General features: G+C 72.8%; 21 protein-coding genes. 7 read left to right on the forward strand and 14 right to left on the reverse strand.

Annotated elements, in window-relative coordinates; translation table 11 throughout:
• Nucleotides 1–1,082 precede the first annotated feature (1,082 nt).
• A complete protein-coding gene (gene gdhA, locus FXF52_RS35685; RefSeq protein WP_148804008.1) occupies nucleotides 1,083–2,420 on the forward strand; it encodes an NADP-specific glutamate dehydrogenase in 1,338 nt (445 codons plus the stop codon).
• 143 nt (nucleotides 2,421–2,563) lie between these two features.
• Nucleotides 2,564–3,931, forward strand: a complete 1,368-nt coding sequence (locus tag FXF52_RS35690; protein WP_148804010.1) for a hypothetical protein — start codon at nucleotides 2,564–2,566, stop codon at nucleotides 3,929–3,931.
• Between the two features lie 70 nt (nucleotides 3,932–4,001).
• On the opposite strand, the gene FXF52_RS35695 is transcribed toward FXF52_RS35690, so the two are convergent.
• The 3 genes from FXF52_RS35695 to FXF52_RS35705 form a co-directional block, all read right to left on the reverse strand.
• On the reverse strand, nucleotides 4,002–5,159 hold the full coding sequence (locus tag FXF52_RS35695; protein ID WP_148804013.1) for a CapA family protein: 1,158 nt from the start codon (nucleotides 5,157–5,159) through the stop codon (nucleotides 4,002–4,004).
• A gap of 95 nt (nucleotides 5,160–5,254) precedes the next feature.
• A complete protein-coding gene (locus FXF52_RS35700) occupies nucleotides 5,255–5,845 on the reverse strand; it encodes a hypothetical protein (RefSeq protein WP_148804015.1) in 591 nt (196 codons plus the stop codon).
• Nucleotides 5,846–6,619: 774 nt separating this feature from the next.
• The gene (locus tag FXF52_RS35705; protein WP_148804017.1) at nucleotides 6,620–7,372 is read right to left on the reverse strand and encodes a DedA family protein; all 753 of its coding nucleotides are present in this window, start codon (nucleotides 7,370–7,372) and stop codon (nucleotides 6,620–6,622) included.
• A gap of 238 nt (nucleotides 7,373–7,610) precedes the next feature.
• Here FXF52_RS35705 and FXF52_RS35710 point away from each other — a divergent pair, with 238 nt between their 5' ends.
• The gene (locus FXF52_RS35710; protein ID WP_148804019.1) at nucleotides 7,611–8,468 is read left to right on the forward strand and encodes an alpha/beta fold hydrolase; all 858 of its coding nucleotides are present in this window, start codon (nucleotides 7,611–7,613) and stop codon (nucleotides 8,466–8,468) included.
• A 171-nt stretch (nucleotides 8,469–8,639) separates the two neighbouring features.
• On the opposite strand, the gene FXF52_RS35715 is transcribed toward FXF52_RS35710, so the two are convergent.
• From FXF52_RS35715 to FXF52_RS35735, 5 genes are all read right to left on the reverse strand, one after another.
• Nucleotides 8,640–10,070, reverse strand: coding sequence for a serine/threonine-protein kinase (locus tag FXF52_RS35715; RefSeq protein WP_148804020.1), 1,431 nt, complete (start codon nucleotides 10,068–10,070; stop codon nucleotides 8,640–8,642).
• 134 nt (nucleotides 10,071–10,204) lie between these two features.
• Complete coding sequence (locus FXF52_RS35720) at nucleotides 10,205–10,408, reverse strand: hypothetical protein (RefSeq protein ID WP_148804022.1); 204 nt, start codon at nucleotides 10,406–10,408, stop codon at nucleotides 10,205–10,207.
• A 2-nt stretch (nucleotides 10,409–10,410) separates the two neighbouring features.
• Nucleotides 10,411–11,475 carry a LacI family DNA-binding transcriptional regulator gene (locus tag FXF52_RS35725; RefSeq protein WP_148804024.1) on the reverse strand — a complete coding sequence of 355 codons (1,065 nt, stop codon included), beginning with the start codon at nucleotides 11,473–11,475 and terminating at the stop codon, nucleotides 10,411–10,413.
• A 110-nt stretch (nucleotides 11,476–11,585) separates the two neighbouring features.
• Nucleotides 11,586–12,473, reverse strand: coding sequence for a helix-turn-helix transcriptional regulator (locus tag FXF52_RS35730; protein ID WP_148804025.1), 888 nt, complete (start codon nucleotides 12,471–12,473; stop codon nucleotides 11,586–11,588).
• Nucleotides 12,474–12,588: 115 nt separating this feature from the next.
• Entirely contained in the window at nucleotides 12,589–12,843 is a 255-nt protein-coding gene (locus tag FXF52_RS35735) for a DUF397 domain-containing protein (RefSeq protein ID WP_148804028.1), read from the reverse strand.
• A 267-nt stretch (nucleotides 12,844–13,110) separates the two neighbouring features.
• On the opposite strand from FXF52_RS35735, the gene FXF52_RS35740 reads away from it, so the two are divergent.
• On the forward strand, nucleotides 13,111–13,761 hold the full coding sequence (locus tag FXF52_RS35740) for a GGDEF domain-containing protein (RefSeq protein WP_148804030.1): 651 nt from the start codon (nucleotides 13,111–13,113) through the stop codon (nucleotides 13,759–13,761).
• A 1-nt stretch (nucleotide 13,762) separates the two neighbouring features.
• Here the strand turns inward: FXF52_RS35740 and FXF52_RS35745 are convergent, their stop codons facing one another.
• Nucleotides 13,763–14,764 (reverse strand): phosphotransferase enzyme family protein, encoded by a 1,002-nt coding sequence (locus FXF52_RS35745; RefSeq protein ID WP_222870859.1) that lies wholly within the window; start codon nucleotides 14,762–14,764, stop codon nucleotides 13,763–13,765.
• An 11-nt stretch (nucleotides 14,765–14,775) separates the two neighbouring features.
• A complete protein-coding gene (locus FXF52_RS35750; protein ID WP_148804032.1) occupies nucleotides 14,776–15,270 on the reverse strand; it encodes a type II toxin-antitoxin system PemK/MazF family toxin in 495 nt (164 codons plus the stop codon).
• Nucleotides 15,271–15,364: 94 nt separating this feature from the next.
• Here FXF52_RS35750 and FXF52_RS35755 point away from each other — a divergent pair, with 94 nt between their 5' ends.
• On the forward strand, nucleotides 15,365–15,967 hold the full coding sequence (locus FXF52_RS35755) for a DUF4291 domain-containing protein (RefSeq protein WP_148804034.1): 603 nt from the start codon (nucleotides 15,365–15,367) through the stop codon (nucleotides 15,965–15,967).
• Nucleotides 15,968–16,021: 54 nt separating this feature from the next.
• Here FXF52_RS35755 and FXF52_RS35760 read toward each other — a convergent pair whose 3' ends face one another.
• The 4 genes from FXF52_RS35760 to FXF52_RS42100 all read right to left on the reverse strand — a co-directional run bounded on the left by FXF52_RS35760 (nucleotide 16,022) and on the right by FXF52_RS42100 (nucleotide 17,739).
• The gene (locus tag FXF52_RS35760) at nucleotides 16,022–16,759 is read right to left on the reverse strand and encodes a trans-aconitate 2-methyltransferase (protein WP_148804036.1); all 738 of its coding nucleotides are present in this window, start codon (nucleotides 16,757–16,759) and stop codon (nucleotides 16,022–16,024) included.
• A gap of 89 nt (nucleotides 16,760–16,848) precedes the next feature.
• Nucleotides 16,849–17,154: a hypothetical protein gene (locus FXF52_RS35765; RefSeq protein ID WP_148804038.1), complete on the reverse strand. Its 306-nt coding sequence runs from the start codon at nucleotides 17,152–17,154 to the stop codon at nucleotides 16,849–16,851.
• Nucleotides 17,151–17,531 (reverse strand): hypothetical protein, encoded by a 381-nt coding sequence (locus FXF52_RS35770; protein WP_148804046.1) that lies wholly within the window; start codon nucleotides 17,529–17,531, stop codon nucleotides 17,151–17,153. Before FXF52_RS35770 ends, FXF52_RS35765 begins: the two co-directional genes overlap by 4 nt.
• A 67-nt stretch (nucleotides 17,532–17,598) precedes the next feature.
• Complete coding sequence (locus tag FXF52_RS42100) at nucleotides 17,599–17,739, reverse strand: hypothetical protein (RefSeq protein ID WP_187413913.1); 141 nt, start codon at nucleotides 17,737–17,739, stop codon at nucleotides 17,599–17,601.
• 287 nt (nucleotides 17,740–18,026) lie between these two features.
• Between FXF52_RS42100 and FXF52_RS35775 the strand changes: the two genes are divergently transcribed.
• Complete coding sequence (locus FXF52_RS35775; RefSeq protein ID WP_148804040.1) at nucleotides 18,027–18,278, forward strand: GntR family transcriptional regulator; 252 nt, start codon at nucleotides 18,027–18,029, stop codon at nucleotides 18,276–18,278.
• Nucleotides 18,279–18,382: 104 nt separating this feature from the next.
• On the forward strand, nucleotides 18,383–18,601 hold the full coding sequence (locus FXF52_RS35780) for a hypothetical protein (protein WP_148804042.1): 219 nt from the start codon (nucleotides 18,383–18,385) through the stop codon (nucleotides 18,599–18,601).
• The last annotated feature ends 127 nt before the right edge of the window (nucleotides 18,602–18,728 follow it).

The following is an 18,728-nucleotide window of genomic DNA, read 5'->3' on the forward strand; positions in this document are numbered from 1 at the left end:
GCGGCCCACCATCATTCCGGGTCCGCGCCGGCGCCCCAGATCTCCGTGGGGCCGATCCGACAGCCCCGGCTCCCGGGGGCCTTCCTCGGCCGTGCACCCGTGTTCAACGACCCCCGACCGCCCGCCATTCCGGCCCCACGATGCCGCCGATCACACTCACAAACCGGACATCACCTGCCAGAACGCCCGGGCAGGCGACCCCAAACCTCCCGTGAACCACTCCACATCGCCTAAACGGCGGTATCCGACACCCGCCGACACCCCCACATCCCCGACCTGGAGTCGATCACCGCCCCCGACACGTGGCAAGACGTACCGCAGGCGCGAACGGCGCAGGCCGCACATCCGGACGACGGCCCCACCACCACGGGGGTGTGGCCCGCCGTGACCGGCGCAGGGATCAAGCCTGACCGCCCGGAGCCGGGCACGGCGGGCCGCACCCCCAACAGCGACCACGACGGGCGGTCAGGTCAGCCGGGACCGCACCTTGGCGGCGCACTCCGACACCACGGACCGCGAGTCCAGCCCCAGGCTGACCAATTTGATTAGGGAACCCACCGACACCAGGGCGTGAACACGACCAGCACACCCACCACCGGCCACCAGCCACGAGGAGCCGCGTTGGGCGCGGGATTCCACTTCCACGCCCACGCGACCCCACCACGGTGGGAAACGATCCCGGAAACCCCATCCGACTCAGGATCACTAAGCTGATCAGGGACGCTCTCGATCGCGACGAGCGCCGCGCCGTGAACACCACGTCGGCCAGCTCGGCCGCGACATCCTCGCGGCGGTGGGTCACGCCCTTGCGCGGGTTCTGCCCGAACACCCCGATCCAGGCGGCGGCCGCCGCCCCCGCCTCCTCGGTCAGCTTGAGAGGATGCGGCAAGTCAGCTCGGTGTCCCCGGTGCCGTTGGCGGCGTCCAGCCAGCCGCGCGAGGCCCGGACGGCGTTCCAGATCAACTCGTCCACGGGACCAGTGAACCGGACGATGGTGATTATCGTATCCGGGGGCGGTCGGCGCGAGGCCGATCCGGTGGGGGCGACGGGGCTGCCCGGGACCGGAAGGGACGTGTCGGGTGATGCCGGAGGCCGTCGAGACGGTGTTCGCGGACGTGGTCGATCGCAACCCGGGTGAACCCGAGTTCCACCAGGCGGTACGGGAGGTGCTAGAGAGCATCGGGCCGGCCCTGGCCCGTCACCCCGAGTACGCGCAGGCACGGATCGTTGAGCGGATCTGTGAGCCGGAGCGGCAGGTCATCTTCCGGGTGCCGTGGGAGGACGACCGCGGCCAGGTCCGGGTGAACCGCGGTTTCCGGGTGGAGTTCAACAGCGCGCTGGGCCCGTTCAAGGGTGGGCTGCGCTTCCACCCGTCGGTCTACCTGGGCATCGTCAAGTTCCTCGGCTTCGAGCAGATCTTCAAGAACGCGCTGACCGGTCTGCCGATCGGGGGCGGCAAGGGCGGCGCGGACTTCGACCCGAAGGGCTGCTCGGACCGGGAGGTGATGCGCTTCTGTCAGAGCTTCATGACGGAGCTGTACCGGCACATCGGCGCGCAGACCGACGTGCCGGCGGGGGACATCGGCGTCGGCGGCCGGGAGATCGGCTACCTGTTCGGCCAGTACAAGCGGATCACCAACCGGTACGAGTCGGGAGTACTGACCGGCAAGGGCCTGTCGTACGGGGGCGCGCAGGTGCGCCGGGAGGCGACCGGGTACGGCGCGGTCTTCTTCGCCGAGGAGATGCTGAAGCAGGCCGGGGACGGCCTGGAAGGCAAGCGGGTGGTGGTCTCCGGCTCGGGCAACGTCGCGATCTATGCCATCGAGAAGGTGCATCAGCTCGGCGGCCGGGTGGTGGCCTGCTCCGATTCGGACGGGTACGTGCTGGACGAGCAGGGCATCGACCTGGAGCTGCTGCGGGAGTTGAAGGAGGAGCGCCGGGTCCGGCTCGACAACTACGTCAAGCACGTGCCGGACGCGGTGGCGGTCTCCGGTCGCACCGTCTGGGAGGTGCCCTGCGACCTGGCGTTGCCGTGCGCGACCCAGAACGAGATCGGCGGTGCGGAGGCCGCGGCGCTGGTGGCCGGCGGCTGTGTCGCGGTGGTGGAGGGGGCGAACATGCCCACCACGCCGGAGGCGGTGCGGATCCTGGGCCGGGCGGGGGTGAAGTTCGCTCCGGGCAAGGCGGCCAACGCCGGCGGCGTGGCGGTGAGCGCACTGGAGATGCAGCAGAACGCCAGCCGCGACTCGTGGACGTTCGCCCAGTCGGAGCAGCGGCTGCGGGAGATCATGCGGGACATCCACGCCCGCTGCTGGGCCACCGCCGAGGAGTACGGCCTGCCGGGCGACTACGTGGCCGGCGCGAACATCAACGCTTTCCGGCGGGTGGCGGAGGCAATGCTCGCACAGGGTGTGGTGTGAGGATCCACTGCGGACCGGGCGGGGACGGCCGACCGGATTGACAGCGGTCGAAGGCGAGCCTAGGTTCGGTGGGCTACCGGCCGGTAGGCATCCGTCCCGCCTGGTCGCCCCCGCAGGGCGGCACCGTCCCCGGGAGAGCAACGATGCTGACCTCCACCACCCGCCTGGTCCGCCGGCTGCTCGCCGTCGGCGCGGCCCTCACCCTCACGATCGGCGTCGCCGGAGCCGGGCCGGCCGCCGCCGAGCGCCACGACGACGGCAGCCAGCCGCTGCCGGGCTACACCATCAGCAACCCGCCGCTCGACCCCCTGGTCGTCGGGGGCGAACCCAGCACGATCCGCCAGGGCGTGCACGCCCACGCCGGCTACGTCATCGAGACACCCGCGCGGTGGAACGGCCAGCTCGTGATGTGGGCGCACGGCTACCGCGGCCAGACCAGCGTGCTCTCCCCCGAGCCGCCCGCGTTCGGGCTGCGGCAGCGCCTGCTGGAGCAGGGGTACGCGTGGGCGTCGTCGTCGTACGACCGCAACGGCTACGACATCCGCTCCGGCGTGCTGAGCACCCGCACGCTCGCCGACCTCTTCGCCGACACGGTGCGGCGGCCGACGCGGGTGTTCCTGGCCGGGGTGTCGATGGGCGGGCACATCATCGGCCGATCGCTGGAGCAGTACCCGGGCTACTACGCCGGCGCGCTGCCGATGTGCGGGGTGCTCGGCGACCACGAGCTGTTCGACTTCTTCCTGGACTACAACCTGGTCGCGCAGGCGCTCGCCGGGGTGCGCGCGTACCCGCCGCCGGCCGACTACCTCAGCAACGCGGTGCCGCGGATCCAGGCGGCGCTGGGGCTGGCCGGCCTCCGTCCGGGCGGCCCGGACACCGTCAACGACCTCGGCCGCCAGCTGCGGACCATCACGGTCAACCGCTCCGGCGGCGACCGCCCCGGCGCGGACGCGGCCTTCGCGGTCTGGAAGGACTTCCTCTTCGGCATCGCCACCACCGACGGCGGCGACTCCCCCGCCCAGCGGCCCGGCCAGCTCGCCACCAACCTGCTCACCCGGTACATCCCCGACACCCCGGTCGACGTCAACGCCCGGGTGCAGCGGGTCGCCCCGGAGAACCCGTGGCAGCGGCTGTCGCCCACGCTGACCGAGGTGCCGCGGATCAGCGGCCGGCCGACCGTGCCGGTGCTCACCCTGCACGACCTCGGCGACCTCTTCGTGCCGTTCAGCATGGAGCAGGCGTACGCCCGGGACGCCGCCGGGCACGGCCGCAGCCGCCTCGTGGTCCAGCGGGCCGTGCGGGCCGCGCAGCACTGCGAGTTCAGCCCGGCCGAGGCCGGCGCCGCCTGGGACGACCTCGTCTCCTGGGTACGCACCGGTCAGCGGCCCGCCGGAGACCCGGTCACCGATCCGGCGGCGGTGGCGGCCCCGGACTTCGGCTGCCGGTTCAGCGACCCGGCCGCGTGGGCCGCCGGGTCCGGAAGCCGTCGGTTGTACGCTGCCTGCCCCTGACAGCCGGGTCGGGTGACCGTGGGCCGAGGCCCTTGACACGGTCACCCGGCCGCCGCACAGCTCGAGTCCGTCAGGACAGCGGGCGCAGCCCCGCCTCGAAGGCGCCGCGCATGCCCACGTACCCGTTGATCCGCTTCTCGATCTCCGCGTAGTGCGCTCGCTGCGCGGCCGGGACCGCCGGGTCCTTGGCGGCGTTGACCAGGTCGACCACCCGGGCGGCCGGCCGGTACTCCATCCAGGTCGGCAGCACGCTCACGCTGGTGACCTCCCACCTGCCGGAAGCGGTACGGGTGAAGGTGAACTCGGGTACCACGGCGTCCTGCGTGTTCTCCGGCGAGCCGTCGTCGAACCGGGCGGTCAGGTTGCCCATCCCGTAGGCGACCCACTTCCTGCCGATCTTCTCGAACGGCTGCACCACGTGGACGTGGTGCCCGATGATCAAATCGATGTCGGGCGAGGCGAGCAACTGTTGGGCGAGATCCAGCTGGTCGTCGTTCGGCGCGTTCTGGTACTCGGTCCCCCAGTGCATCGAGAGGATGACGATCTCCGCGCCCGCCGCTCGCGCCCGGTGCGCCGCGGCGAGGATGGCGTCCCGGTCGATGAGGTTCGCCGCCCACGGCTTGCCCTCCGGCAGTGGGATGTCGTTGAAGCTCAGCGCGTACGACAGCTGCGCGACCTTCACGCCCGCCACGTCGAGGAGGTTCGTCCGGGCCGCCTCATCCGCGCTGCGGGCCGTCCCGGCGTGCCGCAGCCCGACCCGGTCGAGGTTGTCCAGCGTCCGGGTGATGCCCTCCATGCCCGTGTCCAGCGAGTGATTGGACGCTGTGGAGCAGGTGTCGAACCCGGCCCAGGCCGCCGCGTCGGCCAACTCCGGCGGCACGCTGAAGGCCGGCCATCCGGTGAACGGCCCCTGCGGATCCGCCAGCGGCGTCTCCATGTGGCAGATGGCGAGGTCCGCGGCGCTCACCCTGGACCGGATCGCATTGAGCACCCGGCTGAAGTCATGACCGGTACGGCCCGCCGCCTGTGCGTCGGTGGCGGCCTGCTCGGTGAGCGGCGGGTGCACCAGCAGATCCCCGGCGGCCACCACAGTGAGCTGATTCTTCGGCCCGGGGGCCGGCGCCGTGACGCGTGGGGCGGTGGACGGTCCCGGAGTCACTCGGGCCGGTTCAGTACAGGCCCCGACCAGCAACGTCAGCATGGCCGCAAGGCCCAGCTTCATCCTCATCTCCCGAAGTCTTCTCAGCTCCGTCAGCCGGGAAGGGCGAACGCGAAAGGACCCCTCCCAAGGGGGAGGGGCCCTTTCGGGTTGCTACTTGGTTGTCAGCTGTTCCAGTACTGGGCGACCAGGTCGGCGGCCTGCTGCTCCCACTGGGCGTAGGCGTCCGGGTAGGCCGACACCTGCACCGTCTGCGCCGCCTGGGTCAGGGGCATGTCCTGCCAGCCGTCGACCTGCTTCAGACCCTTCTCGAACGCCAGGGTCGCGTACTCGGGGTTGGTGATCTGCTCCGGCGTGCCCCAACCCGAGCTCGGGCGCTGCTGGAACAGGCCCAGCGAGTCGTGGTCGTTGGCGTCGCCGAGGTGACCCAGGTTCTCCAGCTTCGACTCCTGCAGGCTGGTGGCGATCGAGATCACCGCGGCCCGCTCCGGGAGGCCGGCCTTCTTGGTGGCGGCGATGATCGCCTTCGCGTTCGCGGTCTGCTCGTCGTTCAGGGTGATCTTCGACTGGGCGCCCTGCACACCATGCGGAATCAGCTTCCCCATGTCCGGCTTGTCGGCCTGGACCGCGGCGACCGGCTTCCCAGCAGCGGCGGTCGGGGCGGCGGCGTGAGCGGCGATCGGACCGGCGAACACACCACCGGTGAAAGCCAGACCAGCAACACCAAGAACCGTCTTACGCAGCATCGAGTTCATAACCAAAGCTCCATTCGGGGGTTTGGCGCACACACCGACGGGGGCCGGCTACGTGTGCGCAAGCACCGTCAGGCGCTCAAAGCAAAAGGGGGAAAGTCTTCAAACCGGCAAGCTCGCGGGGCTACGGGGGTCGCCTCTTCGCGGCGCCGGGACCATATCCAACGACCGACAGCCCACCGACATTCCGGGGGCCAGCCACCCCGCCTCACCCGGGGGTGCCTCGATCGCGTGGCACATGTGCAACGACCGGCGGGCCGCCAACATTCCGGGCCCAGCCACCCGTCGGGCGGGGCGTCTTCCTCGGCCGTGCACCCGGGTTCAACGACCCCCGACCGCCCACCATTCCGGGCCCGAGATGCCACCGGCCACTCGCAAACCGGACATCGCCTGCCAGAACACCCGGACAAGCGACCCCAAACCTCCCGTGAACCACTCCACATCGCCTAAACGGCGGTATCCGACCACCCGCCGACACCGCCACATCCCCGACCTGGCGTCGCTCACCATCCCCGACACGTGGCAAGACGTACCCGGGGCCGAACGGCGCAGGCCGCACATCCAGACGACGCCCGACCACCACCGGGGTGTGGCCCGCCGTGACCGGCGCAGGGATCAAGCCTGACCGCCCGGAACCGGGCACGGCGGGCCACACCCCCAACAGCGACCACACAGGGCGGCAGGCGCACACCCCCAACAGCGACCACGACCGGCGCGCGGGCCACACCGCAACGGCGACCACGGAGGGCGACGGGCACCCCGGACAGCAACGGCGAGCTACCGCTCGTCCGTCTGCTCGGGCACGTACCAGCCACCCCGGTACAGGGTCCCGCGAGGCGGCTCGACCGGCGCCGACCGGGCCCGCCGCGCCCGGCGTACGCGACTGACCACGAACCAGCCGACCGCACCGGCGCAGACCACGATGACGACGTTCTGGAGCGTCCCGACGTACGTCTCGACCACGTGCCAGTTCTCGCCGAGCAGGTAGCCAGCCAGCACGAAAACGCTGTTCCAGATCAGGCTGCCCAGCGTCGTGTAAAGCAGGAAGATCGGCACGGGCATCCGTTCGACGCCGGCCGGGATGGAGATCAGGCTGCGGAAGATCGGAATCATCCGGCCGAAGAAGACCGCCTTGACGCCGTGCCGGAGGAACCACGCCTCGGTCCGGTCGACGTCCTCCAGCTTGACCAGCGGCAGCCGGGCCACGATGGCGCGCATCCGGTCCCGACCGAGGGCCGCGCCGATGCGGTATAGTGCCAGCGCTCCCAGCACCGAGCCGAGGGTGGTCCAGAGGATCGCCCCGATCAGGCTCATCCGGCCCTGGCTGGCGGTGAATCCGGCCAGCGGGAGGATCACCTCGCTGGGGATGGGTGGGAACAGGTTCTCCAGGGCGACGGCGAGACCGGCGCCCGGGCCGCCGAGCCGTTCGACCAGGCCGGTGACCCAGCCGACAGGCCCGTCACCGGCGGGCTCCGCGGCCCTCGGAGCGTTGACGCGGGGGCCGAGCAGGAGCTGCGCGTTTCCGATCATGCAACAACGTTACGGTCCGGCACGGCGGGCGGCCACGAAACCGCCGCCGATGAGTGCGGAGGAGCATCCATCATGCGTGGGCGCGCCGTCCACCGAGGCTGAGGGGCGCACCACGTGCTGGCCCGCCGAGGCCGGCACCGTCGTGGTGCTGCACATCCACCCGAGCACGGGCGATCGTGTCGGACCGGTGACCTACGGTGATGCGGTGGGGCCGCCGGCCCCGGAGAGGAGCAGGCCGATGACCCGTGCACCCGTCGAGGGCACCGTCCGGTCCGCCGACGGCACCACCATCGCGTACGAGCGCAGCGGCTCCGGGCCGACCGTCGTCATGGTGGACGCCGCCGGCGGATTCCGTGAGATGGGGCCGATGCGCCCGCTGGCCGCCCTGCTGGCCGACGAGTTCACCGTGGTCTGCTACGACCGGCGGGGCCGGGGCGGCAGCTCGGACACCGCGCCGTACCACGTGGACCGGGAGGTCGACGACCTGCGGGCGCTGGTCGCGGAGGTCGGCGCTCCGGCCTGCCTGTTCGGCTTCTCGTCCGGGGCGGTGCTGGCGCTGGTCGCGGCCGCGCGGGGGCTGCCGGTGGAGCGGCTCGCGCTGCTCGAGCCCCCGCTCGATCTGAGCAGCACGCCGACGGGCGAGCCGGGGTTGGCCGCGGAGATCGCCGGGCTGGTGGCAGCGGGCCGCCGGGGCGACGCGGTGGCGCACTTCCAGGCGAGCATCGGCGTGCCGGCCGAGCTGACCGAGGGCATGCGGGAGAGCCCCTGGTGGCCGGCGCTGGAGCGGTTGGCCCACACCCTGGTGTACGACCTGACGATCGTCGACGCGCTGCCGGCGGACGAGCTGGCCCAGGTCACCGTGCCGACCCTGGTGGTCGACAGCGAGCAGAGCGACGCGCGGCTGCGCGAGTGGGCCGCCGGCGTCGCGGCGGCGCTGCCGCACAGCCACCGGCGCAGCATGCGCGGGGACTGGCACCAGGTGCCGGAGGCCGACCTGGCCCCCGCCTTGGCGGACTTCTTCGCCGGCCGCGCCAACGTGGCCGGGTCGGCGGAGCCGACCGCGAGCGGGCAGGTGACGGCCGACGCGAGACGCTGACGGCCAGGAGCGGGCAGATGACGGCCGACGCGAGACGCTGACGGCCGGGAGCGGGACGATGCCGACCGACGCGGGACGGTGTCGCCGACGCGGGGCGGTGTCGCCGACGCGGGGCGGTGCCGGCCGCCCGCGAGCGGACTCCGCGGATCGCGGGCAGCCGGCGGTGGACGGTCAGCCCTCGTCGCGGCCGCCGCCGCGCAGCTGCGCGTACGCGTCGAGGAGGCCCGCCAGGTCGGCGGCGGTCTGCTCGGGGATCTTGCCGTCGTCGGCCGCCTTCTCGATGCGTTCGCGCAGGTCCTCGAGGCGCTTGGCGCGGTCCTTCGGCTTGCCCCGTTCCAGCTCGCGGGCCTTGTCCCGCAGGTCCTCGGCGGTCTTGCGGTCGATGTCGTCGCCGGCCTGGGCGAGCACCTCGTCGAAGCGCGCGGCGAGCTGGCGCAGGGTGACCGGCGCCGGCTGGGTGGTGGCCGGCTCCGAGGCGGCCGGCTCCGGCGGGGCGGACGACTCGGGGGTGACCTCCTCCGTCGGCGCGGTGGCGCTCGGCCCGGTGGCCTGCTGGTTGCCGGAGTTGTCGTCGAGCAGCAGCGCGCCGACCAGGCCGAGCAGGAGCACCAGCCCGGCCGCGACCAGCACCCCGATGAGCCGGTTCGACCGGGCGGGCGACGACGGTGGCGGGGCCGGGCGGACCGGCGCGGCCGCGCGGTCGATGAGGGTCGGCGGGTGCTCGGCCCGGGCGACCGTGGGCAGGATCGCGGTCGGCGGGTCGACCGGCTGGCCGGCGCCGAAGCGGGTGGCGAGCTGGGCGGCGGTGGGCCGGTGGGCCGGGTCGAGGGAGAGACAGGCCAGGGTGAGGCCGGCGACGTCGGCCGGCAGCCCGGGTACGCGCAGCGGCGGCACCGGGGGGCGCCGGGCCTGCACGTCGAGCACGTCGTCCCAGGTCTGCACGGGCAGCGGGGCCCGCCCGGTGAGGGTGCGGTAGAGCAGCGCGCCGAGCGCGTACACGTCGCTGGCGGGGTTCGCCGGGCCGGGCGTCATCCGCTCCGGGGCGAAGTACGCGGGGGTGCCCATCATCAGCTCGCCGGTCTGGCCGGCGAGGGGGTGGCGCGGACCGGCGAGCGTGGCGATGCCGAAGTCGAGCACCTTCGCGCCGGTCTCGGTGAGCATCACGTTGCCGGGCTTGATGTCGCGGTGCACGACGCCGATCCGGTGCGCGGCGGCCAGGGCGGCGGCCACCTGCCCGGCCAGCCGGACCGCCTCCGGCCAGGCGAGCGGCCCGCCGGTCAGCCGGTCGGCGAGGGTCTGCCCCTCGACCAGCTCCATGACCAGGTACGGCACCACCGAGCCGTCGGGCAGGGTCGCCTCGCCGTAGTCGTAGACCTGGGTCACGTGCGGGTGGGTGAGCCGGGCGGCGGCGCGGGCCTCGCGCTGGATGGTGGCCCGCAGTTGCGGGTCGGCGGCGAGCTCCGTGGCGAGGGCCTTGACCGCGACGGGGCGGTGCAGCACCTCGTCGTCGGCGCGCCACACCTCGGACATCCCGCCGAGCCCGATGCGCTCGCGCAGGACGTACCGATCGTGCAGCCGCAGCGTGGGCGTGAACGGCGACATGGTGGTCCAGTCTGCCTGGCGACCCGCGCGTCCCACCAACCCGGTGCCCGGTTCCGTCCCGAGCGGGCACGGGTGGGACGAAATGGGGCCCGCCGGGGTGGCGCCGGCCACCCGGGCGGGCCGTCCGGCGCGGATCAGGGGGTGCAGGACGGGACGGAGGCCGGGCGGGGTTCCATCCGGTCGGCGAGCCGGCGCAGGGCGCCGGCGACGGCCAGCCGGGTGGGTGCCAGGCGGGGCGGGTGCGGCCGGTCGGGGCGGACCGGCGCGTCGGGCCGGGCCGAGTTGACGTGCCGGGTCACCGCGTCGACGGCGAGGACGAAACCGGTGGGCTGTTCCATGGTCAGCTCCTGGGGACGGGGCGGGTGGAGGTACGGACGACGAGTTCGGTGGGGAGCAGGACCTGTCCCGCGGCCGGGTCGGCCGGCGGGGTCAGCAGCAGCCCGGCGGCGAGCCGCCCCTTCTCCTCGGCGGGTTGGCGCACGGTGGTGAGCCCGGCGGTGGCGGCCTCGCCGATGTCGTCGAAGCCGGTGACCGAGACGGGACGGGCCAGCCGCGGGCCGATCTCGGCGAGCGCGTCGAGCACGCCGAGGGCGAGCACGTCGGAGCAGGCCAGGACGGCCGTGGGCGGGTCGTTCCCGGCCAGGGCGGGGGCGACGGCGGCGGCGCCGGCCGCGCGGCTGTTGCTGGTCGCGTTGAGCACCGTGATCGCGGGCCAGGGCACGCCGGCGGCGGCGAACGCCTCGGCGAAGCCGGTGAGGCGGCCGCGGGTCGTCGGGTGCGGCGCGGCGGACGGGTCGGCCAGGCGCAGCGGTCCGGGCGGGGCGGCCGGCAGCACGGCGTCGCCGAGGAGGGCCACCCGGCGGTGGCCGAGGGCGGCGACGTGTTCGGCGACGGATCGGGCCGCCGCGCGCTCGTCGATGCCGACGTAGCGGTCAGTCGGGCCGGCGTCGGGGCGGGCGGCGGTGGTGACGTAGGGCAGCGCCCGGTCGCGGATGGCGCCCAGCACCCAGTCCTCGTCGCCGACGCAGTAGACGCAGAAGCCGTCGACCGCGGCGTTCTCCACGGCGGCGCGGACCCGGGTGTGCTCGGCCGGCAGCGGCACGAGCAGCAGGCTGGTGCCGTGTTGCTCGACCGCTTCGCTGACCCCGGTGAGGAAGCGCACCGCGAACGGGTCGGTGAAGGCGTACGACAGCTGGGAGGTGAAGAGGACGCCGATCGCGCCGACGAAGCCACGCCGCAGCGATCGGGCGGTCGGGTTGGGGCCGGGGTAACCGAGGCGCTGCGCCGCGTCGAGGATCTTCGCCCGCAGGGCGGCGGAGAGCTGGTCGGGGCGGCTGTAGGCGTTGGACACGGTGCTCCGGGACACGCCCACGACGTCGGCGACGTCCTGCAGGGTCGGCTTCACCGGACGCACAACCCTTCTGGATCGATTCAGAACTGTATCGATCCAGAGATTACCCGCGTGGGTCGGCGTGCGTCAATGCTTCAGCGGTGGAGGGAATGGTGGGGCGCGGATCAGGCCGGGTAGAGCTCGTCCCGGATCTCGGCGAGCAGTTCCCGGGTACGCTCCGGCGGCGCGGCCTCCACGCAGAGCCGCTCCATGGCCAGCGCGTAGTAGTCGAGATCGTCGCGCTTGTCCAGGTAGATCGCGCTGGTCAACTGTTCGATGTAGACGACGTCCGGCAGGTCCTGGTCACCGAAGCGCAAAATGCTGAAGGCGCCGCTGGCGGCGGCGTGCCCACCGGCGGCGAACGGCACGATCTGGAGCTGGACGTGCGGCTCGGCGGTCGCCGCGATCAGCGCGTCCAACTGCCCACGCATCACCTCGGGGCCACCGATCGGCCGGCGCAGCGCGGCCTCGTCGAGCACCGCCCAGAGCTGGGGCGGTTTGTCGCGGCGCAGCACCTCCTGGCGCTTCGTCCGCAGGCTCACCCGCCGGTCGAGCTCCTCGGCGGGTGCGCCGCGGTGGCCCAGCAGGATCACCGCCCGGGCGTACTCGGGGGTCTGGAGCAGACCCGGCACGAACTGCACCTCGTACGTGCGGATCAGCACGGCGGCCGCCTCCAGCCCCAGATAGGACTGGAACCAGCTGGGCAGCACGTCGCCGTACCGGTGCCACCAGCCGGGGCTGTTCGCGTCCCGGGCCAGCTTGAGCAGCGCCTCCCGCTCGTCGGCGGCGGTGACGCCGTAGAGGGTGAGCAGGTCAGCGACGTCCCGCTCCTTGAAGCCGACCCGACCCAGCTCCATCCGGCTGATCTTCGACTCGGAGGAGCGGATCTCCCAGCCGGCACTCTCCCTGCTCACCCCGGCACCCTCGCGGAGGCGACGCAGCTGCGCCCCGAGCAGCATCCGCAGCACGGTCGGTCCGCTGGCCGGATCACCCCCGGCGGGTACCGTCGTCACCTGACCGTCCTTCGCACGCCGACTGTCGCCGACCGGGCGCCCCGGCCCGGCCGACGTGTAAGCATGCCATGTGCGCTCCGTGAGGTGAACTCCCCCGGACGGCCGACCCGGCCGGTCAGCCCGCGGGGCGGCGGGCGATCAGGTCATCGAAGTCACCGTCGCGGGCGCCGAGCACGAAGGCGGCGATCTCGTCCACTGTGTAGATGAGCGCGGGGCCCTCCGGGTACCGGGAATTGCGGACCGCGATCCCGGCGCCGCCGGGCAGCTCGGCCAGCTCGACACAGTTGCCACTCGGGTTGCTCCGGCGAGCCTTCCGCCAGCGCAGCGGCGGCAGCTGGCTGGTCGGTACACCGTTCTTGGGGTGCTCCATGGCGCATCTTTCTGTGCAAGAGCCAGCCGATGCCGCGGGGAGGAGCGGTGGGTGGCGACGCGGGTTCTGTCGACTGAGGAGTGAGATGCACGTGCATCTGCTATTGCATCTGCATTGGACAGCGAGCATGATAGCCCCACGTGCGGTGTACCCACAGGTTCACTCTGGGTCACCCAAACCCGGTCACGACCGGGGAAGACGCGGGTCTGGCGCGGTCGGCCCCCGGTGCCGTCCGGCGAGACCGAGAGCTGCGGTGAGGGAGGACGCGTGCCGGACCCGATGACTGTCGCTTCCGGCATTTCCGCCGCTGGTGCCATCCTCTCGGCCTGGCAGCTGCGCCGCCGGGCAGTGCGCGCGGAGACCCAGCTCGAGCTGCTCCAGGCCGAATTGGAGGCCGAGCGGCATGCGGCCAGCCACGACCCGCTCACCGGGCTGCCCAACCGCCGAGCGTTCCACCGGCTGGCCGCGACCCTGCTCACCGACGCCGCCGGCAAGCCGCTGGTGGCGATCGTGCTGGACCTCGACGACTTCAAGCAGGTCAACGACCGCTACGGGCACGCCGCCGGCGACCAGGTGCTGATCAGCGTGGCGCAGCGGCTGGCCGCGTTCGCCGGGGACAACCTGGTCGCCCGCCTGGGCGGGGACGAGTTCGCCGGCCTGCTCGCCAGCCCGACGGTCGACCGGCGGTGGATCGAGCACGCCACCCGCAGGCTCTGCGAGGCGCTCGCCGCGCCGATCCCGCTCGGCACCCGCACCCTGCGGGTGACCGCCTCGGTCGGGCTCGCCCCGGTGCACGGTCCCACCCAGCTGGCCGACGCGCTCTGCCGGGCGGACGCGGCGATGTACCAGGCGAAGAACATCAGCAGCGGCCGCGCGACCCGCCAACTCGTGGACGCCCCGCAGCTGGCCGACCGCTGACTCACGCCCAGCGGCCCAGTTCGCGCAGCGCGATACGGGCGAGAGTGACCAGCCCCGCCGGCCCGAGCAGCCCCCGCACGATCCGCAGCGCACGGACCCGGTCGGCCTCCGCCCGGCCGGCGTCGGCCACGTCAGCGGACCAGCTCCACATGTCGTCCAGCGCCCGCACCCCGAGGTGGTACGCGAGCCGGACCGGATCCGGCCGCACCGGGCCGTAGCCGGCCCGGAAGGCGGCCTCGTCGACCCGCCCCTCGGGCGCGAAGGCCGGCCCACCGCCCAGCACGAACATCAGATCGCGCTCCCGCGGGGCGAGCACCGCGTCATCCCAGTCGACCAGCCAGACCTGCCCGTCCGGGCCGAGCAGCAGGTTGCCCAGATGCGGGTCGCCATGGCAGACGACCAGCTCCGCCGGCCGGGCGCGCAGCTCGGCGCCGAGCCCGTCGATCCGCTCCAGCAGCCGCGCGACGTCCGCCGCCGCTGCCCGCCAGCAGGCGGCCACCTCCCGCGTCCACCGGTCGGCAGAGCCGTCCACCCCGCGCAGCCGCCGGTCCGTCTCCCGGACGGCCGCGCCGATCGCGGCGTGCGTGTGGTCCTCCCGCGGCAGCCCGGCCAGCTCCTCGGTCACCGGGGCCGCGTGCGCGGCGGCGAGCAGCTCACCGTACCCGCGCCAGTGGGCGGTGCGCATGCCGTCGGCGGTCGCCCGTTCGTCGGAGACCCACGGCACCACGGTGAGCCGGCGTCCGTCGTGGACGGCGCTGAGCCGCCCGTCCCGGGTGGTCAGCGGCGCCGCGATGCCCGGTACGCCTTGTCGGGCGAGCAGCGCGCTGACCACCAGTCCGGCCGGGGTGCCACCGCCGCTGAGCTTGACCGCGTACGCGTGGCCGTCGGCGGTGGTGGCCCGCCACAGCCGCGCGGCCGGGTCCGCGCCGAACGCCACCGGGGTGGCGCTGACCAGGGTCAACCCGAAGTCCGCGGCGACCCGGGCGGTGAGCCGGTGGTCCACGCCCCCGCCGGTCAGCGCCAGCCGTAGCCGGCGCGCAGCGCCTGGCCCACCCGGTCGAACCGCCGCCGGTCCAGCACCGCGCCCTCGCGGCGGATGCTGTCCTCGCGCATGGTGAGCACCCGGTCGAGGCGTACCCAGCTCGGGCGCTGGTCCCGGTCCCACTCCCCCGGGCCCAGGGACATCCAGTGCCGCTGCCCGTCCCGGTCGCTCTGGCTCGACAGCATCAGCCCGAACAGCGTGCGGCTCTGCCGGCCGACCACCAGCACCGGGCGGTCCTTGCCCTGCCGGGGGTCGTCCTCGTACGGGACCCAGGTCCAGACGATCTCCCCCGGATCGGCCTGCCCGTCCAACTCCGGGGCGTACGACAGCTCGCGCCGCTGCAGCGCGGCGACCTGGCGGCGCCGGGCGACCTGAGCCGGGATCGGCCCGGCGGTACGGGCCGGCAGGGACCGGCCACCGGTGATCCGGCCGAACCGGGACGCCACACTCCTCAACAGACCTGCCACGGCGGGCAGCCTATCCTCCGGACGCCCCGGCCACGCATCCCCGGCGACGGAAACCGGGTGGCCGTGCGGGCGGGCGCTCGGCGACCATCTGCCGGTGACCGTTCCCGTCCACCAGATCCGCGCCACCTACACGGCCGACACCATCACCGTCTACCAGGCCTACTCCGCGGAGATCGCCGCCCCCGCGCTGGCCGCCGGCCGGTTCGTGCCGCCGTTCAAGCGCGAGCGGATGACCTGGATCAAGCCGTCGTTCCGGTGGATGATGTACCGCTGCGGCTGGGCTCGGAAACCCGGGCAGGAGCGGGTGCTGGCGGTGGAGATCACCCGGGCCGGCTTCGAATGGGCGCTCGCGCACGCCTGCCTCAGCGGCTACGCGCCGCGGCTGCACGCCGATCGGGCGGCCTGGCACCGGCAGTTGAAAGCCAGCCCGGTGCGGGTGCAGTGGGACCCGGAACGTTCGCTACGGCTGGCGCCACTGCCGTACCGCTCCCTGCAGGTGGGGCTCTCCGGCGAGGCGGTGCACCGCTACGTGGACGAGTGGCTGGTCGGCCTCACCGACGTCACGCCGCTGGCCCGGGCGGTGCACGAACGACTCACCGCCGGTGACGAGCCGGGCGCGGGCGGGCTGCTGCCGGTCGAGCGCCCGTACCCGCTGCCGGCCGAGGTGGCCCGAATCGTCGACGCCAGCCCGGACTGAAGCCGGAAGCACCGGCCGCTCGACGCGGGCCGCCCCGGACCGCCGATGGCGGGATCAGGCCGGGCGGCGGGCCAGGACCAGGGTGGTGCGCAGGTCCATGACGACTGTGCCGCCGAACCCGTCGACGGCCGCGCCCACCGCGGCGAGCACCCGCTCGCGCAGCTCGGGAGGCCGCTTGAGCTGCGGCGAGAACGTGCTGACCAACCGTAGGTACGCCGCCGTGTCAAACGGCACCGCCCGACGGAAGGACAGCGACCGCACGTCAGTGAAGAGGCCGCTGCCGAGCACGTCGTCGTGGAACCAGCCCTCCGGACGGTCGTTCGGCTGCTGGGGGTCGGCCGACTCGAACGCCGCCCGCAGCGTCGCGGCCTGGTCCGGGTCGAGGTAGTCGTAGCGGTGCGCGAAGACGGCCAGGGTGCCGCCGGGGGTGAGGCTGTCGTGCGCGCGTCGGTTGCGGGTGGCCGGGTCCAGCCAGTGCCACGCCATCGCGCAGGCCAGTGCTGGCACCCCGCCGGGCGGCGGGTGCCACTGCTCGAACGGGACGGTCACCACCTCGACCTCGGGGAAGCGGGCCGCCAGCACCTGGGCCATCCGGCGGTCCGGCTCCACGCAGGCCAGCGGCGCGCCCAGGGTAAGCAGCGTCCGGGTGGCCAGCCCCGTCCCGGCTCCGACCTCGACCAGCGCGCGAGGCACCCCGCCGTGATAGGCGCGGATCGCCGCGACCAGGTCCGGTGGGTAGCCTGGGCGGGCCTCGTCGTAATCGCCGGCCACCTCGCCGAAGAGCTCAGACATGATCGCCATCTTCGCAGGGGTGGCCCGCCGCCGCTGATCCCTTCGGTGTGAACCGTCGTCGAGCGGGTCGGACCGGGCTTGATGCGAGGTCAAATGGCCTTTTGATGCACTTCTCGACTCGGTTCGGCTGGCACGGTTTCTGTTCTTTGCTGTACTGCCGACATCAACCGCTCGGCGTGTCTGTTCCAGCCGAGGAAGCGGCGGTGCAGCACGCCGGCCGGCGTCCAGGGCATGTCCTCGGTGGCCTGGACGAGATAGCTGCCGAGGTAGAGGGCCAACGACACCGGAGCATCGGCGTACTCCGCCCGCAGCTCCCGCTTCCTGGTCGGGCACGGCCAGGGCAGGTCGCATCCTCCGCAGCTCCAGATCGGCATGACCGGGCCGTGGGCGGTCACCGCACACCCTCCAGGAACCGAGCGGTGATCGTCCGAGCCTGCTGGCTGGTCGCCCAATCCACCTGCCAGCACGGGTACGGCGTCAGCCGCGACCACCACGCGCGGCAGCCGGCGCACATGCCATCGAGGCCACGGACATGCACCGCGAGGATGACCCGCTCCTGCCCGCCGCTCACTGCTCCCCCTCCGTCGGCCAATGGCCACGATTGATCGGAATCCGGTGCCGGGCACGGCACGGCAGATCGGCTCCACACCGGCAGACCCGCCGCCACCGCCGCCAGCACCAGACCGGCCGATGCCGCCGCGCGAAGGTCATCGCGACGGCGAGCAGGTACTCCTCGTACGAGACACGCCGCACCGCATCCCTCCTTGGGCATGGTCAACGGCACGGCAGCCGGGCCTTCGCGGGTCATCCGACCGCCGCACCTGCCACGGATGTTCGGGTCACCCTCGGCAGTAGTAGACGCTCAGGTCGTAGATCGCGGTCGAACCCCGCCCGTCGTCCAGCTCGGAAGGGGCCAGGTCCTCAGGGCGGACCTCGATCTTGTGTCCCGACCCGCTCCCGCTGTCGATTAAGACCCGCACCTGTCCGTCCCTCGGCAGCTCACGAGGACCAACCACCGGGACTGAGAACGCCGTGGTCACAACCCCGACGCCCCCTTCCGATCTTGAGCAGGTCGCCGGAGGGTGCCTGCCGGGCAAAATGTTCACGGGCGCGACCTCGATTCGCGTCAAGGCCCTCGGTAAGCGCTACACGAGCCGAGGGCCGCTTTGCAGGCGTGCCCCGACTTTAACCCCAACCTGTCTAGCCTGTCCATAGAACGGACAGCATAGACAGCCTGGCCCGCCTGGACAGGTGGAAGCCTGTGGGCATGATCGACCCCTGGTCACCGCGCTCATTCGCTGAACAAGTGGCCGACGCGCTCCGGGCGAAGATCGACAGCGGGGAGTGGCCACCCGGGCACAAGCTCCCTGGCGAGGTGACGCTGGCGCAGACGTACGACGTAGCGCGCGGCACCGTGCGGGCCGCGCTCGATGCGCTGCGGGAAGAAGGCCGGGTAGTAACCTTCACCGGGCGCGGGACGTTCGTCACGCCGAGGGTGACGGGAACCGTTGACACTTGACGGTCGGCTTCCCCGGTCGGCCCAACCACCGAGCACCTGGAGCTGCCCCCAGCCCGCCGCGACCGTGACCCACGGCCGGCGGTCACCTGCTGGATACTGCCACGATGCCCCAGAAGACAGAATCCTTCTCCTCACGGCACTTCTCGCAGAGCAATCCAGCAGGTCCGGGCCAGGATGACGTTCCGGCCCTACTGCGTCGGGTCGCCGACTCGATCGAGGAACTCGGACAGGTGTGGATCCAAGACCTGGTCCTGCACAACGAGGTCACGGCCGATGGGGACTGGTTCTCAGTCACGGTCTACTTCCGCGAGGAGTCCGAGTAGCACAGCCTGCCCCACGACCTGGCAACTCACCGCGAGCCCCTCGTTTTTAAGTTCTGGGCGCTGCGCCCGGTTCGGTCCGTACCCGTCTGCCACCGCCGCCTTGATCGGTATGCCCAGGCCGCCGCAA

The organism is Micromonospora sp. MP36 (genome assembly GCF_008119785.1).
In the GTDB taxonomy this organism is placed as follows: domain Bacteria; phylum Actinomycetota; class Actinomycetes; order Mycobacteriales; family Micromonosporaceae; genus Micromonospora.

What these genes read in the sequence shown, in the direction of transcription:
- gdhA (WP_148804008.1), top strand. Translation starts at nt 1,083, where the DNA reads ATGCCGGAGGCCGTCGAGACGGTGTTCGCGGACGTGGTCGATCGCAAC.
- FXF52_RS35690 (WP_148804010.1), top strand. Translation starts at nt 2,564, where the DNA reads ATGCTGACCTCCACCACCCGCCTGGTCCGCCGGCTGCTCGCCGTCGGC.
- FXF52_RS35695 (WP_148804013.1), bottom strand. Translation starts at nt 5,159, where the DNA reads ATGAGGATGAAGCTGGGCCTTGCGGCCATGCTGACGTTGCTGGTCGGG.
- FXF52_RS35700 (WP_148804015.1), bottom strand. Translation starts at nt 5,845, where the DNA reads ATGAACTCGATGCTGCGTAAGACGGTTCTTGGTGTTGCTGGTCTGGCT.
- FXF52_RS35705 (WP_148804017.1), bottom strand. Translation starts at nt 7,372, where the DNA reads ATGATCGGAAACGCGCAGCTCCTGCTCGGCCCCCGCGTCAACGCTCCG.
- FXF52_RS35710 (WP_148804019.1), top strand. Translation starts at nt 7,611, where the DNA reads ATGACCCGTGCACCCGTCGAGGGCACCGTCCGGTCCGCCGACGGCACC.
- FXF52_RS35715 (WP_148804020.1), bottom strand. Translation starts at nt 10,070, where the DNA reads ATGTCGCCGTTCACGCCCACGCTGCGGCTGCACGATCGGTACGTCCTG.
- FXF52_RS35720 (WP_148804022.1), bottom strand. Translation starts at nt 10,408, where the DNA reads ATGGAACAGCCCACCGGTTTCGTCCTCGCCGTCGACGCGGTGACCCGG.
- FXF52_RS35735 (WP_148804028.1), bottom strand. Translation starts at nt 12,843, where the DNA reads ATGGAGCACCCCAAGAACGGTGTACCGACCAGCCAGCTGCCGCCGCTG.
- FXF52_RS35760 (WP_148804036.1), bottom strand. Translation starts at nt 16,759, where the DNA reads ATGTCTGAGCTCTTCGGCGAGGTGGCCGGCGATTACGACGAGGCCCGC.
- FXF52_RS35770 (WP_148804046.1), bottom strand. Translation starts at nt 17,531, where the DNA reads ATGCCCAAGGAGGGATGCGGTGCGGCGTGTCTCGTACGAGGAGTACCT.
- FXF52_RS35775 (WP_148804040.1), top strand. Translation starts at nt 18,027, where the DNA reads ATGATCGACCCCTGGTCACCGCGCTCATTCGCTGAACAAGTGGCCGAC.
- FXF52_RS35780 (WP_148804042.1), top strand. Translation starts at nt 18,383, where the DNA reads ATGCCCCAGAAGACAGAATCCTTCTCCTCACGGCACTTCTCGCAGAGC.